15 protein-coding genes are annotated in these 18,103 nt (G+C 28.1%); 4 read left to right on the top strand and 11 right to left on the bottom strand.

From position 1 onward, the window contains the following. Window positions 1–119 precede the first annotated feature (119 nt). The 11 genes from IC214_RS14925 to IC214_RS14975 all read right to left on the bottom strand — a co-directional run bounded on the left by IC214_RS14925 (window position 120) and on the right by IC214_RS14975 (window position 13,882). On the bottom strand, window positions 120–2,963 hold the full coding sequence (locus tag IC214_RS14925; RefSeq protein ID WP_227866780.1) for a cell wall-binding repeat-containing protein: 2,844 nt from the start codon (window positions 2,961–2,963) through the stop codon (window positions 120–122). 326 nt (window positions 2,964–3,289) lie between these two features. Further along, window positions 3,290–3,730, bottom strand: a complete 441-nt coding sequence (nifU, locus tag IC214_RS14930; protein ID WP_227434190.1) for a Fe-S cluster assembly scaffold protein NifU — start codon at window positions 3,728–3,730, stop codon at window positions 3,290–3,292. Window positions 3,731–3,784: 54 nt separating this feature from the next. Further along, window positions 3,785–4,978, bottom strand: coding sequence for a cysteine desulfurase NifS (gene nifS / locus IC214_RS14935; protein WP_227831218.1), 1,194 nt, complete (start codon window positions 4,976–4,978; stop codon window positions 3,785–3,787). 17 nt (window positions 4,979–4,995) lie between these two features. Next, window positions 4,996–5,445: an RrF2 family transcriptional regulator gene (locus IC214_RS14940; RefSeq protein ID WP_227434188.1), complete on the bottom strand. Its 450-nt coding sequence runs from the start codon at window positions 5,443–5,445 to the stop codon at window positions 4,996–4,998. 109 nt (window positions 5,446–5,554) lie between these two features. After that, window positions 5,555–6,325, bottom strand: coding sequence for a GNAT family N-acetyltransferase (locus IC214_RS14945; protein WP_227434187.1), 771 nt, complete (start codon window positions 6,323–6,325; stop codon window positions 5,555–5,557). Between the two features lie 30 nt (window positions 6,326–6,355). Further along, complete coding sequence (locus IC214_RS14950; RefSeq protein WP_227434186.1) at window positions 6,356–7,621, bottom strand: replication-associated recombination protein A; 1,266 nt, start codon at window positions 7,619–7,621, stop codon at window positions 6,356–6,358. A gap of 114 nt (window positions 7,622–7,735) precedes the next feature. Continuing rightward, the gene (codY, locus tag IC214_RS14955) at window positions 7,736–8,521 is read right to left on the bottom strand and encodes a GTP-sensing pleiotropic transcriptional regulator CodY (RefSeq protein ID WP_227434185.1); all 786 of its coding nucleotides are present in this window, start codon (window positions 8,519–8,521) and stop codon (window positions 7,736–7,738) included. Window positions 8,522–8,684: 163 nt separating this feature from the next. Continuing rightward, window positions 8,685–10,772 carry a type I DNA topoisomerase gene (gene topA, locus IC214_RS14960; protein ID WP_227434184.1) on the bottom strand — a complete coding sequence of 696 codons (2,088 nt, stop codon included), beginning with the start codon at window positions 10,770–10,772 and terminating at the stop codon, window positions 8,685–8,687. 32 nt (window positions 10,773–10,804) lie between these two features. Beyond that, entirely contained in the window at window positions 10,805–11,905 is a 1,101-nt protein-coding gene (gene dprA, locus IC214_RS14965; RefSeq protein ID WP_227434183.1) for a DNA-processing protein DprA, read from the bottom strand. 18 nt (window positions 11,906–11,923) lie between these two features. Further along, on the bottom strand, window positions 11,924–13,507 hold the full coding sequence (locus IC214_RS14970) for a YifB family Mg chelatase-like AAA ATPase (RefSeq protein WP_227434182.1): 1,584 nt from the start codon (window positions 13,505–13,507) through the stop codon (window positions 11,924–11,926). Window positions 13,508–13,537: 30 nt separating this feature from the next. Beyond that, window positions 13,538–13,882, bottom strand: coding sequence for a YraN family protein (locus tag IC214_RS14975; protein ID WP_227434181.1), 345 nt, complete (start codon window positions 13,880–13,882; stop codon window positions 13,538–13,540). A 184-nt stretch (window positions 13,883–14,066) separates the two neighbouring features. Between IC214_RS14975 and IC214_RS14980 the strand changes: the two genes are divergently transcribed. From IC214_RS14980 to IC214_RS14995, 4 genes are all read left to right on the top strand, one after another. Further along, window positions 14,067–15,230, top strand: a complete 1,164-nt coding sequence (locus IC214_RS14980) for a sensor histidine kinase (RefSeq protein WP_227434180.1) — start codon at window positions 14,067–14,069, stop codon at window positions 15,228–15,230. Beyond that, window positions 15,223–15,867 (top strand): response regulator transcription factor, encoded by a 645-nt coding sequence (locus tag IC214_RS14985; protein WP_227434179.1) that lies wholly within the window; start codon window positions 15,223–15,225, stop codon window positions 15,865–15,867. Before IC214_RS14980 ends, IC214_RS14985 begins: the two co-directional genes overlap by 8 nt. A gap of 187 nt (window positions 15,868–16,054) precedes the next feature. Then, window positions 16,055–16,990 (top strand): ABC transporter ATP-binding protein, encoded by a 936-nt coding sequence (locus IC214_RS14990; protein ID WP_227434178.1) that lies wholly within the window; start codon window positions 16,055–16,057, stop codon window positions 16,988–16,990. Window positions 16,991–17,003: 13 nt separating this feature from the next. Continuing rightward, window positions 17,004–18,101 (top strand): ABC transporter permease, encoded by a 1,098-nt coding sequence (locus IC214_RS14995; RefSeq protein WP_227834648.1) that lies wholly within the window; start codon window positions 17,004–17,006, stop codon window positions 18,099–18,101. Window positions 18,102–18,103 lie beyond the last annotated feature (2 nt).

Raw genomic sequence — 18,103 nt, forward strand, 5'->3', positions numbered from 1 at the left:
GCATTACTTATTATTATACCATATAGAGCAAGCATTGTATTTATTTAAAATATAGCTTGCTCTATTTTCTAAAAAAAATAATATTATTAGGTAATTTTAAAAGATTTAAGGGTAATTTTTTATTTATTAACTACCACTACTGACGCTGTTGTTTCTGTTATTATATTATTAGAATTACTAACATCAACTAGTTCTATTTTCACCTTATAAGTACCTTCTTTATTTCCAACTAGATAAACTTCTGTTGTTGCACCTTGCAATGGAAAACCTTCCATTGGTCCCCATCCTGTGTTTACTATGTTAAACCAGTTCCCATTGCTATCCTTAGCAATTAGTTGTATTCCATCTAAGTCTGCTGAACCTTCTTCTGGACTTATTTGAACTCTTACATTATTATAATCATTTTTGCCTTTATTTAGTGTAATCTTTACAGGCGTTCTACCATCTACACTTTCAAACTTAGGTATACTGCCATTTTCATCCTCATCTATTTTATTTTCTTCCGTTATATTAGCTATATCATTATTTTCATTTATAGTTATAGAAGCTTTACCCCAAGTAGCAGTTTTTGAATCTTGTGATAATGTACAATCTCCATATCCATTAATAATCACTTTATCTTTATCATAGTTGTCAGTTTTTATTGGAGTATATTCACTTATATTGCAATCACCTGTTAAATCTAGTCTTGCATTAGTTTCATTTACAATTCCATCATCTTTTACATATTCTACATTAACTCCATACCATCCGTTTCCACTTGTTACAAGATTTGAAGCTATTACTGATGAACCATTTACTATTAAACCTGCCCCCTTATTATTATTTAAAGTTACATTGTTTAATTCAACATTTCGTGATAAATAAACATGCATTCCTGATTTATTTAATTTGTCTGAATCTAAACCTGTTACTTTTAGATTGTTTATTTTTACACCATCTTTTCTGTCTATTGTTACTATATTTTCGTACCCTGGTTTAGTATCAGTAAATTCTACAGCTTTTTTCAATTCAGCATTATTAATACCATTTATAACTATTTTTTTATCTATAACAACTGGCTTTTTAACATCTATTTGTCCACTTATTTCCCACACTTGACCATCTTCTTGTAAAGCAAGTGCTTCTTCTAATGTATCAGTATCAGTAATCTTTATTGTCTCCACTTTAACAGGTTCAGCTACCGTTACTGTAATAGTTGGAAGTGATACTCCTTCTGATAGCTTATATCCACTTGATAGACTTGCACTAAATATATACTTTCCTGCTACTTGGCTAGCATATTCTGGTGTACTTTTCCAAGTTACACCTACTTTTGTATTGGCCACTCCAGACACAGTTGCTGATAACTCTTTTGGTAAGTTTAACTTACTTAATTCTGTTCCATTTTCTACATTTTGTACTTTTATTGAATTATCAAGTGCTGTTATTGATGTTATCAATTTATCTTTTACAGATGAACCACCACTTGAACTTCCTCCACTTGATGAAGAGCCTCCAGATGAACTTCCACCTGGTTTAGTGCCATCTACACTTGGAGTCTGAGAACCTTCTACTTTGTCAGTTATTGTTCCTTCATTTTTTATATTTGTTCCTGTAGCATCATTTTTTATGTTTGTTATTTTTCCGTTGTTTTTAACTACAACATTGCTAGAATTATTTTGTATTTCTACTTTTTCTATTTTTGCTCCACTTTCATTTATTATTGTTCCACCTTTACTATCCTTAACCAAAACTTTATTTATTGTACCTTTATTTACTATATCTGCATTTGGAGCAGTTACTACTATCGTACCTGTATATGTACCATTTAAATTTACAGAAATTGAATTATTAGTACTCAATGATAAATCATTTGACATAGTTCCTGATGGCTTAATATTTATAACATCATTTGCATCAGCTTTATCTAAAGCTATTTTTAACTCTTCTATATTTTTAACTTCATATGTTGTTGTAGATTGTGATTTTTTTATCTCAAAAAAAGCATTCTCATTGCCTGAACCACCAACCTGTGTAACTGTTTTTAAGCTTTTAGTATTTAATACTTTTTCTTGTTCTTTATTTAATTTATTTCCAACTAAAACTACTGGTGAATTATTTTTTGCTGCCAATGAACCTACTGCTAATGAATCTATAAGATCTCCTTGTTTATTCATACCATCTTTTGTTATATATGCATTTTTCAACTCTTTTGAACCATATAATCCACTTATAACAGCCGCATTAGTTTCATTTCTATCTTTTCCTGATAATCTCTTAGGACTAGGTAAAGTGCTTTTTGTAGCTTCTGAAATCGACTGCACTCCTCCTATTACATAAGATGTTTTTATACCTTTATCTTTTATAAATTGATTTGATTGTTTTATTCCATCTTCTGGACTAGAAAGAATTATTGGCATTTTATTTTGAGCAGCCGCAGCTCCTACACTTACTGCGTCAGCAAGACCTTTTTCTCCATTAACTACAACTATCTCTGAAATATTACTACTTGCTTTTCTTACAAGAGACTCATCTAATTTTTTAGCTATTTCTAAAGAAGTTTGATATCTATCATTTCCTGAGATTCTTTCTGTATCAATTTTTAATGATTTTAATTGTGTCTCTACCTCTGAACCTAAAGTTTTTGTCCCGCCTATTAAATATACTTTTTCTGCTTTTAACCTTATTATTTCTGCTTTAGTTCTATCATCTAATTTATTGTTTTGTGTCAAAAGAATTGGTGCATTCTTAGAACCAGCAAAAGGAGTTGCAGTCAATGCGTCTACTATAGTATTATCATTAACTAATATCACATTTTTAGATGTATCCCATCCTTTTTTACTTATTTGTATGGCAGTTTCCCATCTACCTGAACCTTTAAGTGTATCACTGTTTGTTTGAGCACTTGATATGCCTGTTGTCGCACTGCTAACTACTAATGATATAGTAAGTATTGCTGCTATCCTCTTTGGTATTTTCATAACTGTTCCCCCTAATATTGTATTTAGTTGAAATGTGCCTTTTTAAAGAAAATAGCATTTTTAAGTAAAAATTTCTGAAAATATATTTTTATATGAAATCCTCGTAAACGATTGATTTGCTGAGATTTTTTATATTTTTTAATGTTTAAATATTATGGATGTGTATATTTTTTTATTATTTGATTAATTTCCAAAACGGGCTAGAATGGCAGTTTTAACAATAAAAAATAGCCGTTTTCTTTAAAACGGCTATTTTTCATCTTACTATACCATTATACACTTTTTTAAAATGATTTTAAACTTTTTTTGGAAAATTATTCCTTATTTTATTCTTCTTCCTCAATATCATGGTCATGAGCATCATCTATAACATATCCATCTAATTCTGGTATATGGATATTATTCTTTTTAGCATAGTCTATAAGTGCTGCTTTTACAGCTTGTTCTGCTAAAACTGAACAGTGCATTTTTACTGGTGGTAAACCATCCAAAGCTTCAGCAACAGCTTTATTTGTAAGGTCTAATGCATCTTTTATAGTCTTTCCTTTTATCATTTCAGTTGCCATAGAAGAACTTGCTATAGCTGAACCACAGCCAAATGTTTTAAACTTAACATCTTTTATTATGTCTCCTTCTATGTCTAAAAATATCTTCATTATATCTCCACATGTAGGATTTCCAACTTCACCTACACCACTTGCACCTTCAATTTCTCCCATATTTCTTGGGTTCATAAAATGTTCCATAACTTTATCACTATATTGCATTATTTTTTCCTCCTACATTAATTTATGCCTATTTTTATGTCTTATCTATTTTGTCTATTTTACTAATCCTTGTTTCTTTGCATCATCGTAAAGTGGTGACATACTTCTAAGTCTTTCTATAACTTTTGGTAAATTTTCTAATATATAATCTATATCATCATCCGTTGTAAAATCTCCAACTGTAAGTCTCAATGAACCATGTGCTATTTCATGTGGTAAACCTATTGCAAGTAATACATGTGAAGGGTCTAATGAACCAGAAGTACATGCAGAACCACTTGAACCAGCAATTCCTAACATATCTAATAGTAAAAGTATTCCTTCACCTTCTATAAATTGGAATGCAAAGTTTGCATTTCCTGGTAATCTATTTTCTAAACTACCATTTATTCTTGTATAAGGTATTCTTTCTAAAACACCATCTATTAACTTATTTCTAAGACGAGTTAAAGTCTCAACATGGTTTTGCATATTTGCTTTAGCTAATTCTGCTGCTTTTCCATATCCAACTATTGCAGGTATATTTTCTGTACCTGCTCTTTTGCTTTTTTCTTGTGCTCCACCATGGACAAAGTTATGAAGTCTTACACCTTTTCTTATGTATAAAGCTCCAACACCTTTTGGTCCATATATTTTATGTGAAGACATACTCATTAAATCTATTCCTAATTCTTTAACATCTACTGGAATATTACCTGAAGCTTGTACTGCATCAGTATGGAATAATATACTGTGTTTTTTAGCTATTTCAGATATTTCTTTAATAGGTTGTATAGTTCCTATTTCATTATTTGCAAACATTATACTTATTAGTATAGTAGTATCTTTTATTGAATCTTCTAATTGTTTTAAATCAATTTTTCCTTCGCTATCAACATCTAAATAAGTTATTTCAAATCCATGATGTTTTTCTAAGTATTCACATGTATGAAGTATTGCATGGTGTTCTATTTTTGAAGTTATTATATGATTACCTTTATTTTTATTAGCATAAGCTACACCCTCTAATGTCCAGTTATCACTTTCTGAACCACCTGCTGTAAAATATATTTCACTAGGTTCAGCATTTATAAGGGCTGCTACTTGTTCTCTTGCTTTATCTAAAGCATCTTTTGCTTCTCTTCCGAATGTGTGAAAACTAGATGCATTGCCAAAATAATCTGTTAGGTATGGCATCATTGCATCTAATACTTCTTTTTTAACAGGTGTTGTTGCAGAATAATCCATATACAATCTTCTTTTTTCCATTACATTCATCTCCAAATCTATTTTTTAGTTATATTTGTTATATCATTTTCTAATTTATTTTTGTTATAGTCATTTATCATATCTTTAAGAGTAATTGAATCTATAACATCTTCTATACCCTTTTTCATCTTTTCCCAAACTATTTTTGTTACACACATGTTTGAGTTTTCACAGACATCTTCATCTAGTACACAGTCAGATAATGCAACTGGACCTTCCAATACTACAAGTATATCTCCTACTGTTATGTCTTCAGCATTCTTTGAAAGCAAATATCCTCCTTGAGCACCTCTTACACTTTTTACTAGACCCGATTTTTTTAAAGATGAAAATATTTGTTCTAAGTACTGGTCCGATATTTTTTGCTTTTTAGCAATAAATTTTAATGACACTGGTCCATTATCTTGATTTAGTGCTAATTCAAACATTGCCTTTAGTCCATATCTACCTTTAGTAGACAACTTCATACATTATCACCTCTATATAGAAATCTAATTCATACTGTTTTAGTAGGAATTACTTTCAACATAATTTTATTATACCCTACTAATTTTGTCAAGATTAATTTTAATTTTTTTATTTTGAATAAATCCCCCATTTTCCAATGTTTTCAAATCCTAATTTTTTATATATCTTTCCAGCTTCTTCATTATCATAAAACAAACAAGGCATTTTATTCTCTCTTAAAAGTTCTGAACATAGTTTAATTAAACATTTTGTAGCAAGCCCTCTAGCTCTATATTTAGGATGTGTACCTACTCCAATTATCATTGCATGAGTCCTGTTTTCTGATGTACTCTTTGCCATTGATACTACTTCTTTGTTAATCTCTATACAATATCCTCTACCTGTTCTTAAACCATTTTTTAAACTATCTAAAGTTGTACTGTGGAATTCATCTATCAAATCATAAAGCCTAACTGTTTTCTTTAGATTTCCAAGTCTAATTCTCTTTACCTTTTCATTACAATGATTGTCAACTAAAAATTTTTTAGTTCGAAGCTTACAAAAATCAACTATTTTTAAATTATCAAGCCCTAATCGCTTTGCTAAAGCATCTACAGCACTTATTTTTCCAGAAATTTCTTCGTAATCAGTGTCACAAAGCAATTCATAAAAGCCTTCAACATCATACTCTCCATCTGAATAAAACATCATAAATTCAAAATATTTAAGTAGTACTGCTCTGATTTCACCATTTAAACCTATATCTGCCCATAAATTTAAAAAGTTATTTCCATATCCATATCTTTCAATATCCCCTATTATAAATAAATTGTACTCAGGTTCTTTTTTTAAATATTTCATAACTCTACTATGATAACTTGAGTTAAGCTTTATAATCATAATATCTACCCCCGATACATAAAATTCAACTTAAAAATCGCTATCCAAATATTCTAGATATTTCTTTATATTTTTCTCAGTTTTGTTTTCTTGTGGTATGTAGTAAATACTATCTTTTATGCTATCTGGTAAATACTGTTGTTTTACATAATGATTTTTAAAGTTATGAGGATATTTATATCCACATCCTCTACCTATATCTTTAGAACCAGAATAATGAGCATCTTTTATACTGTTTGGTATGTCTTTAACAAACTCTCTATCTAATTCATCTAATGCTTTCATTATTGCCATACATGCAGAATTAGATTTTGGTGATGTAGCTAAAAGAACAGTAGCTTCTGCTAATGGTATTTTTGCTTCAGGAAATCCAAGCTGCATAGCGGAATCTACACAGGCTTTTACAATAACAACTGCATTTGGATAAGCTAAACCTATATCTTCACTAGCTATTACTAAAAGTCTCCTACAGATACTGATTAAATCTCCACCTTTTATAAGTCTTGCTAAATAGTGTATGGATGCCTGCGGGTCACTTCCCCTTATAGATTTTTGAAATGCACTTAAAATATCATAATGACTATCACCATTTTTATCATAGTTTATAATTTTATTAAATGTAGATTTTTTTACTACATCTGAATCTATATAGATTATGTTATCTTTATTTGGTTTAGTTGAATAAACTACTAATTCTAAAGCATTTAAAGCCCTTCTCATATCTCCATCAGAGATAATAGCTATATCCTCAATAGCATCATTATTACATTCAATATCCATATAACTATCTTCATTTAAAACTTCAATTGCCCTTCTTAAGCCTTTTTCTATATCTAATTTTTCTAAAGGCTTAAATTCAAATATAGTCGCTCTACTTAGAAGAGCTTTATATACATAATGATATGGATTTTCTGTAGTACTAGCAATCAAAGTTATACTACCATTTTCCATAAATTCTAATATCGACTGCTGTTGTTTTTTATTAAAACTTTGTATCTCATCTATATATAGTAAAACCCCATTTATATTATTTATACTTCCAAGTTCTGCTATTACTTTTTTTATATCTTCTAGTGATGAATTAGTGGCATTTATTTTATAAAAATTTTTATTGCTTTTTTCTGCGACAATTTCTGCTACAGTAGTTTTTCCAACACCTGGTGGACCAAAAAATATCATATTTGGCAAAAAATTAGTCTGTAATATCTTAGACAATATTTTTCCATTACCAATTATATGACTTTGACCTATTACATCATTCATTGTTTTTGGTCTTATTTTATCTGCTAAAGGCATATTCCCACTCCTATTCAAAAAAAATATTTCATGATTATTATCCCAATAATCCGTCTAAAAAAGGTATCTATTTGAAATAGATACCTTTTCTAATCACAATCTATAAAATTTAGATTATTGATTGTTTTTTAATTTTTTTAATTCATCTGTAAGTTTATCATTAAGTATTCTTATATGAGTTCCTTTCATACCTAATGATCTTGATTCTATCACACCTGCACTTTCAAATTTTCTAAGTGCATTTACTATAACTGACCTAGTTATACCAACTCTATCAGCTATTTTACTTGCTACAAGTAAGCCTTCTTTACCGTCTAATTCAGCAAAAATATGTTCAACTGCTTCAAGCTCGGAGTAGGACAGAGTGCCTATTGCCATTTGAACTACAGCTTTTTTTCTCATTTCTTCTTCTAATTCTTCACCTATTGCTCTTAATATCTCAAGACCAACAACAGTTGCACTGTATTCAGCTATCACTAAATCATCATCATTAAATGACATTGAATATCTTGAAAGTACTAATGTTCCAAGTCTTTGTCCACTTCCTAATATTGGTACTACAGTAGTATATTTTTGTAATCTTCCTTGTTCTTCAGGGAAAATCTCTAATATCTTCTCACCATTTAAGTTTTCTAGTGTCTCATCAATTTTTAATAAGTTTTGAGTATATTCTTCTGAGAATTTTTTTTGCTTAGTATATTCGTCTTCTATAACTGAGCTATCTTCAATATCATTTAAATGAAGCCCTAGAACTTTACCTTTTGCACTTACTACATAAACATTAGAATTTAATACATCTCCTAATGCTCCGGCCAGTAAATCAAAAGAGACACTGCTTCCACCACTTGTTTGTAATGTTTTATTTATTTTTCTTGTTTTTTGTAATACTTCACTTGCCATTTAATCATCTCCTCATGAAATTTAGGCCTTTTAATAACCTTTATATTTTCTAATATTATTCTCACTTTTAATGAAAATTTATTTTTATATTAGTTGTTCACACTTGAAAGATTATCATAGTTTGGAACCTTTTTCAAGATAATTATGTGATTTTTTTCAATTTTCACTCTTTTCCGTCATTATGCTCTTTTGACTCTTTGTTACATTCTTTATTGGAGCATACTGTTTTCGTTTCAGATTTAGTCACTTTTTCAACCATATATGAACCACACTTTTCACAAAACTCTCCTGTTGGCTTATTCCAAGCTACAAAGTCACAGTTTGGATAATTAGAACATCCATAAAAAGCTTTCCCTCTTTTGGATTTTCTAAGGATAATTTCTCCTTCTTCACATTTTGGACATTTAACACCAATTTTATTCATAATTGGTCTAGTCGTTTTGCAATCAGGATAGTTTTTACAAGCCATAAACTTTCCAAACCTACCATATTTTATAACCATATTAGAGCCACAGTTTTCACAGATTTCATCAGTTTCTTCATCCATATTTATTTTTTCTATATTCTCAAGTGCTTCTTCAATGGCTTCTTTAAGTGGTGCATATGCTTCAGATACAATTTCTTTCCAATCTGTATTTCCCTCTTCTATGACATCAAGCTTACTTTCCATATCAGCAGTAAAATCTACATCTATAAATTTATGAAAATTATTTTCTAAAATATCAGTAACTATTATTCCAAGTTCTGTTGGGCATAGACTTGTGCCTTGCTTTTCAACATATTCTCTATTTAATATAGTAGCTATTGTTGGAGCATACGTACTTGGTCTACCAATTCCCAGTTCTTCCAATGTTTTTACCAAACTGGCTTCTGTATATCTTGCTGGTGGTTGTGTAAAATGTTGGTCTGGCAATATATTTTCTATACTTAATATATCTCCTTTTTCTATACTTGGTAGAATCTTATCTTCTCTTTCTGAAAAATTGTATACCTTAGTATATCCATCAAATTTCATTTTTGAACCAGTGGCTTTAAATACAATATCTCCAGCCTTACATTCTACATTTAGTATATCGAATACTGAATCCTCCATTTGACTTGCTATAAATCTTCTCCAAATTAAATTATACAGCTTATATTGGTCTTTACTCAATGAAGCTTTTATGCTATCAGGAGTTCTATCAACGGAAGTTGGTCTTATTGCCTCATGTGCATCTTGAACCTTTTTAGTGTCTGGTTTTTCTTTTTTTTCTACAGGGTTTTTATAATAATTTTCACCTAAGTCACTTATTATATAATTCTTAGCTTTTTCTTTTGCTTCATCAGATATTCTCTTAGAATCAGTTCTTATATATGATATAAGACCAACAGTGCCTTCACCTTCTATATCTATACCTTCATATAGTTCTTGCGCTATCATCATTGTTTTTTTAGTAGTAAAAAACAACTTATTTGCACCTTCTTGTTGAAGCATACTTGTTGTAAATGGTTTTGGAGCTGATTTACGTCTTGATTTAGATTCTATCTTTTCAACTTTTAAATCCTTTCCTTCCATTTCTTTTAGTATTTCATTAACAGCATCTTCATTTTCTAATTCAATTTTTTCATCGTTCTTGCCATAAAATTTTAAAGTTATATCTTTATCTTTTGCTGTCTTTGCTTCAACATCTATTGTCCAATATTCTTTTGGAATAAACGCTTTTATCTCTTTTTCTCTATCACAAATTAATTTTGTTGTTACTGATTGTACTCTACCTGCACTAAGACCTTTTCTAACCTTTTGCCATAATATAGGGCTTATTTGATATCCTAAAAGTCTATCCAATACTCTTCTAGCTTGTTGTGCATCTACTAAGTTTATATCAATATTTCTAGGATGCTTAATTGCTTTTTTAATTGCATCTTTAGTTATTTCATTAAACTCAATTCTACAATCATCAGATTCATCTAAATTTAGTATATGAGCTAAATGCCATGATATAGCTTCACCTTCTCTATCAGGGTCAGTTGCTAGATACACTTGTTTAGATTTTTTAGCTTCTTTTTTTAATTCCTTTATTACATCGCCTTTTCCTCGTATATTTATATATTGAGGTTCAAAATTGTTTTCTATATCTACACCTAATTTACTTTTAGGTAAATCTCTAACATGACCAACTGATGCTTTTACTGTATAATGACTTTTACCTAAAAATTTTTCTATGGTCTTAGCTTTTGCAGGCGATTCTACGATGACTAATGTTTTGGCCATAAAACCACACACCCCCACTACCTAATCTTAATTTATACATTTAAACTGTACGTTTTATTATTCATCTCTATTACTAACTCATTTAGTACTAATTCATTGATTATTGAATTTACATACTTTATTTCTATACCAGTATAATCACAAATACTATCTATATGCAAGCTTCCTTCTCTTTTTATAGCTTCAATTATTTGCTTAGACTTGGCATTTAAACTTATATTATCATATTTTTGATTTATTTTTTTATTGATAATATTAAATATGTTATACTCATTCAAAATATCATCTATATTTTCAATTAATTTCGCACCTTCTTTTATAATTTTATGACATCCTCTACTCATTTGAGAATTTATATTACCAGGTACTGCAAAAACATTTTTTCCATGTTCAAGAGCAAACTCTACTGTTATTAATGCACCACTTCGTATTGCTGCTTCTACAACCACTACTCCATCACTTAATCCACTAATAATTCTATTTCTATTAGAAAAATGATATGGAGCTACTGTTGAGTTAATATTATACTCTGATAATAATAGTCCCCCATTTTCTAATATTTTATTTGATAAATGTAAATTTTGTTTTGGAAGAGGGTTGTCTACTCCTGAACCAAGAACCGCTATAGTCTTAGATTTTCCATTCATACAACCTATATGTGAATATGCATCTATTCCTATGGCTAATCCACTTACTATATTAACTCCATATTGAGACAATTGACAACTCATTGTTTTTGCACAATTAATTCCATAAGCTGTAGGCTTTCTTGAACCTACTATAGCTATATTAAAATTATTATTAACTAAACTTATGTCACCTTTGTAAAATAATAACTTTGGAGCATTGTATATATTCTTCAAATTTTCAGGATATTCTTCGTCATATTGGCAAATATATTTAATTGTTTTTTTGTAAAGTAGTTCTTTTATATTTTCTAAATAAGCGTGACCTCTATATTTTACTATATTTTTTCTAATATTCAAGCTTATATTTTTTAAATTATATATTTCTTTTTCAGAAAAATCAAATATATCTTCAATATTTACTATATTATTTTCTATTATTTCAATTGTTTTTGTTGTTATTCCACTAATTGATTTTAACCATAAATAGATATCTTTTTTCTCCATAAAATACACCTCAAAAACTTATTTAAAATAGCTATAATAAGCTCTTCTAAATGAAAAAGCTTCTATAATACACTGTGAATTTATCAACTCTATTCCTTCTAAATCAGCTATTGTTCTTGCCATCTTTAAAAGTTTTGTATAACTTCTACTACTTAAATTATATTTATTAAATATTACTTTAGCCATTTTTGAAGCTTCTTTTTCTAATTTACAATATTTTAATAAATTAGAAGCCTTAATTTCACTATTATTTTTTATATTATCTTCTTTAAATCTATTTATTTGTATTTTTCTAGCATTTTCTACTCTCGTCTTTATTTTTTGAGAACTTTCTTCTTGTTTTGATGAATTTAAATCATCATATTTTACAGTATTTACTTCTACAAAAATATCAAACCTATCTAATAATGGTCCTGATATTTTATTTATGTATTTATTAATTTCATTGCTCCTACATCTACACTCTGTATTTGACATATAATAACCACATGGACATGGATTCATAGCTGCAATTAGTAATACTCTACAGGGATATTTTGTACTATACTTTACTCTAGATATATTTACATACCCATCTTCTATAGGTTGTCTCAAAGTCTCAAGTATTTTCCTATCAAATTCAGCGATTTCATCTAAAAACAAAATCCCCCTATGTGCTAGTGCTACTTCTCCAGGTCTTGCATCTGTTCCTCCACCAATTAAAGACTGCTTTGTAGTTGTATGATGAGGCGCTCTAAAAGGTCTCTTATCGATTATGCCTTTATTTTCATCTATCATACCCAATACACTATAAACCTTACTTACTTCTACCATCTCTTCTATACTTATATCTGGCAAAATTGTTATTACTCGTTTTGCAATCATTGTTTTACCTGAACCTGGAGGCCCAATCATAAGCATATTATGATTTCCAGCAGCGGCTATCTCTGCGCTTCTCTTTATAAAATAATTTCCTCTAACATCCTTAAAATCTTCATCATGTTTGCTTTCTTTTGTATCATAAAACTCAGGATATTTACAATATGTATAATTCCCATTTGTTTCTATTTCTTCATTTAAAAAAGACATTATTTTTTCTTTATCGACTTTTATTTCTCCATTTAAAAAACCTATACATTCTTTTAAACTTTTAATAGGTATTATATCAATTTCTTCTATAAATAAACTTTCTCTTATATTGTCAACTGGTATAAAAATACGCTTTATATTTTGGGTTTTTGCACCTATAATTATTGGTAATATCCCTCTTACTTTTCTTATTTTTCCATCTAGTGATAATTCTCCTATAAACATACTTTCTCTTATATAATTTTCATCTTTTTCTATTAACCCTCTTAAAAGACCTATACTTATTGATAAATCTAAAAAAGCACCTTCTTTTTTTATATCTGCTGGTGATAAATTTACAACAATTCTTGTATTTGGAAATTTATATCCACTATTTATAATAGCTGATTTAACTCTCTCTCTCGCCTCTTTAATTTCCTTACTTGGAAGACCGACAATATTAAAGCTAGGTATACCATTACTTGTATCCACCTCAACCTTTACTAGAAAACTTTCAATTCCTATTAAATTACTTGAGTTAATAATACTTAACATATAATAATCCTTTCCAAACCTTTATCTTTCTTAAAAAGCATTCATTATGTGATTTACTCTTTTTTCTGATAAATAAACTTCTACAATATCAAATCTTATGGGAATATTATGTAAATTATTTTTTGTGATATAGTATTTAGCAATCTCAACTATCTTTTTTCTCTTCTTGAAATTTACAGATTCACAAGGATAACCATACCTTAAACTAGACCTTGATTTTACTTCTACAAATACAATCTCATCATCTATCCTTACTATTATATCGACCTCTCCAATCTTTAATCTGTAGTTTTTTTCTAATAGTTTTGCGCCTTTTGACAATAAATAATTAATTGCTACTTCTTCTCCAAAATCACCTTTTTCTTTGTTATTCATTTTTTACTCCAATACATTAAATTTTTACTTTTTGATTATGGTCAGTATACGATTTAACTATTCAAATTTTTTAGATTGATTTTATTTCTATTAATATTAATAGATACTTCTATTGACTTTATTCTTTTATGATATTATCCTAGTTTTCATAAGGAAAGTTTATTTTTATGGAGGAGTCCTTTTAATGAATAGAAAAAAATTAGTTACTTTTATACGATATTTGTCCCTATTTATAGTACTTGTAAGTTCTTTAAACACTACTGAAAATATATTGTATCCAGTTATAACCATAATAATATTATTTCTAATTATAATAAATAATCAAGTCAGATTTTTTTCTTTATCAAATAATAGTAGACTTGTACTTATTTCTTATTTTTTAGAATTTGCTTTAATTTTCATATTATATAATTGTACAAAGACTTTTAATTCAGTTTACTTTGTTCCTTTAATTTTGGACATATCATTTTTTATAAATGAAAAATACAAATACATATTATTATTTTTCATTATAGTATCTTCTTTTATTATTAGTTTAGACAAAAACTTGTATCTAGCGTTGGAATCAAGTTCAATATTATTGATTATATCTATACTTTCTATATATATAGAAAGTGAAAATATATCTAAATTATACAATCAAAACCTTTATGATAAACTTAGAATTTCTAAAGATAAATTAAAAAAATCTAATTCTGATTTAGAAATTTATGCAAGTTCTATAGAAGAACTAGCCATTTTAAAAGAGAGAAACCGAATATCTAGAGAAATACATGATAGTGTTGGACATTCTCTTTCTACAACAATAATACAGCTAAGTGCTATAGAAAAGCTCTTAACTGATAAGCCAGAAGTATCTGATTTAGTACATGAACTCAGAGAATTCGTAAATGAAAGTTTTCAAGATGTTAGAAGGGCTATATCTGAGTTAAAACCTATTGAATATGAAAATTATCAAAATTTATTTAAAATTAAAGAACTAATTAAAAGCTTTATTAAGCTTACAAATATTAATGTAAGACTAACTATATCAAAAAACACTTGGAACCTATCTAGAGCTCAGTCTATAGCTTTATATAGACTTATTCAAGAATCGCTTTCCAATGCATCAAGACATGGAAAAGCAAGTAAAATCAAAATTTTTATAACATTTAATCCTTCAAATCTTATAGTTACGATTAGTGATAATGGTATAGGATGTGAAAATATAAAAAAAGGAAATGGAATTAACAGTATTAGCGAAAGAATATATGAACTAAATGGAAAAGTTGAATTTGATAATCACAATGATGGATTTACAATTAGAGCTTCTTTTCCCAAATTTTTAGGGGGTGATTTTTTTGAGTAAAATCAAAGTTCTTATAGTTGATGATGAAAAACTAATTAGGAAAGGTCTTAAGATTATATTGTCATCTTATGATGATTTGGAGATAATTGGAGATGCCTCTAATGGATATGAGGCTTTAGAATTTTGTAAGTCAAATGAGGTAGATGTTGTTCTTATGGATATTAGAATGAATATTTGTGATGGTGTTTTAGGTACAAGACTTATAAAAGAATATGATGAGTCAATAGCACTATTAATTTTAACTACATTTAATGATGATGAATATATAAAGGATGCAATGAAATTTGGAGCTTCAGGTTACCTTTTAAAAGACAGCTCTGATGAAGTGTTACATGAGGGAATACGCTCTTCATTTTTTGGCAATGTTGTACTTGACAAAAATGTAATTGAAAAAATTATGTCAGTTGAAAAAACTGTCGAACACGAACATATTTCTAATATATATAATTTAACTGAAAAAGAAATATCCATAATTAAGTTAATTGCAGATGGGCTTAGTAATAAAGAAATAAGTCAAGAATTATTTTTATCTGAGGGTACCATAAAAAATAATATAACTAATATTTTAGGTAAATTGGAACTTAGAGATAGGACTCAATTGGCTATATTTGCTTTCAAAAATAAAATTGTAATATAATATGTCAATAAAAAAGCTAAACTATAAACAAAATTTTAAAAAACTTAACTTATAATAAATATAAAACTATAAAGTGACTTAAGTCACTTTTTTTAGTGACTTATAGTAATAGAAATACACCTATTAATTCTTTATTATAATATTATAGATTTTTAAATTACACAAAAATATTTTGGGAGGGATTTTTATGGATATAGTTAAAGTAAATAATATAACAAAAAGATTTAATGATAAGTTAGCACTTGATAACATTAGCTTTTCTGTTAAAGAAGGGGAAATATTTGGACTTATTGGTCCAAATGGTGCTGGTAAATCTACACTTATAAGTATAATTACCAATCTTACTTTACCAAATAGTGGTAATATTCAAATAAATGGTATAGATTTGTCAGCAGATCCTATGAGTGCAAAATCTATAATAGGATTAGTTCCACAGGAATTAGCAATTATGGAAACACTAACTCCTTTTGATAACTTAGAATACTTTGGAGCTTTCTATGGATTGAAGGGCAAGTTACTTCAAGATAGAATCAATGAGGCCTTGGAAGTTACAGGTCTAGCTGAAGTTAAAAAGAAAAAAGTAAAAAAATTATCTGGTGGTATGCAAAGAAGATTAAATATTGGGATAGCACTTTTAAACCACCCTAAAATATTAATATTAGATGAACCAACTGTAGGTGTTGACCCTCAATCAAGAAATCACATTTTTAATTTTATAAAAGATATATCTGAAAAACAAAAAACTACTATTATATATACATCTCATTATATGGAAGAAGTTGAACATCTTTGTTCTAAAATCTTTATTATGGATGAAGGTAAAGAAGTTGCTTTTGGGGATAATAATTATCTAAAATCAATAGTATCTACAAGTACAAAATTAATTATGGAAATAAAAAATATAAATGCTCAACTTATATTTGATTTAAAAAATACTAAAGGAGTTATATCTGTTTTAGAAAATACTTCAGTAATAGCATTAGATGTAGATAAAAACTTTCTGCTAACAGATGCACTTTCTGCTGTTGATAAAAACAATTCAAAAGTAGTACGTATATCTTATGAAGAACCTAGTTTAGAAGATGTATTCTTAAATCTAACAGGTAAAAATTTAAGAGACTAATGGGGGTGATTTTATGAAATTATATATAAGTGTAAAAACTATGTTAAAAGGTCTGAAAAGTTCCTTCATGATTAGTTTGCTATATTTCTTGGCTCTTCCTTTACTTTTAGCTTGGTTCCTTGGAATGGTAACAGGAGATATGTTTCAAAATCCTATAAAAACAGAACCTATATCAATCGTTGTATATGACAAAGATAGTTCCAAGTTATCAAGTAATTTGACAAACTTTTTAAAAGGTGATTTATCTTCTGTACTAAAAATAAACAAAGATGATTCTGATGCAGATTTAAAACTTACAATACCTAAGGGATACGAAAACAATATTCTAAATGAAAAATCAAATACTTTAAATATAGAAAAACTTGGAACTAATGATGACTTAGCAATACTACTTCAAAACATATTAGATACTTATCATGAAAAATTATATTTAAATAATTCTCAAAAACTAAGTTCAGAAGATTTTTCTAAGTTGTTTAATAAAAGTTCTATTGCTACTTCTATAATAAAAAGCGATATCGAACAAAACTCATATGAATACTTTGCTTTAGTTTCATTGGGATTCCTTGTAATAATTTTCATAATGAATAATATTTTGTCAAATTATATAAGTGAATCAAAAGGGCTTTCAAAAAGACTTTATTCTATGCCTATAACTAGAGTGCAGTATTTAATTTACGACTTTGTAGGTTTATGGATTTACTCATTTATATTTCTATTATTATATGTTTTATTTTTTAGAATACTAGGAATAACATTTAAAGGTAATCTTGCCATATTGACCTTACTATGTGCTTTATCATCATATTTTATGACTTCGATATCTACTTTTGTAACTAGTTTTTTTAGTAAAAAATATGGTACATTCATAGTTTATATGTTACTTTTCTTACAGACAATTTTTGGAGGTATTTTTAACATGATAAGTGAAACTTTTACTAAGTTTACTAGTTTATCTCCAACTTATTTGATAGGAGCTCTATATAGTGACTATGAAAGCTTCAATACTTTAAGTTCAATAAGTAATTTAATTGTAACATGCTTAGTTGCCTCTACAATATTGATTATATTCTCTATTGTAAAAGAAAAATATAAATGGAGGGAGATTTAATA

Origin of the sequence: Clostridioides sp. ES-S-0190-01 (genome assembly GCF_020658275.1) — a bacterium.
Lineage (GTDB): Bacteria > Bacillota > Clostridia > Peptostreptococcales > Peptostreptococcaceae > Clostridioides.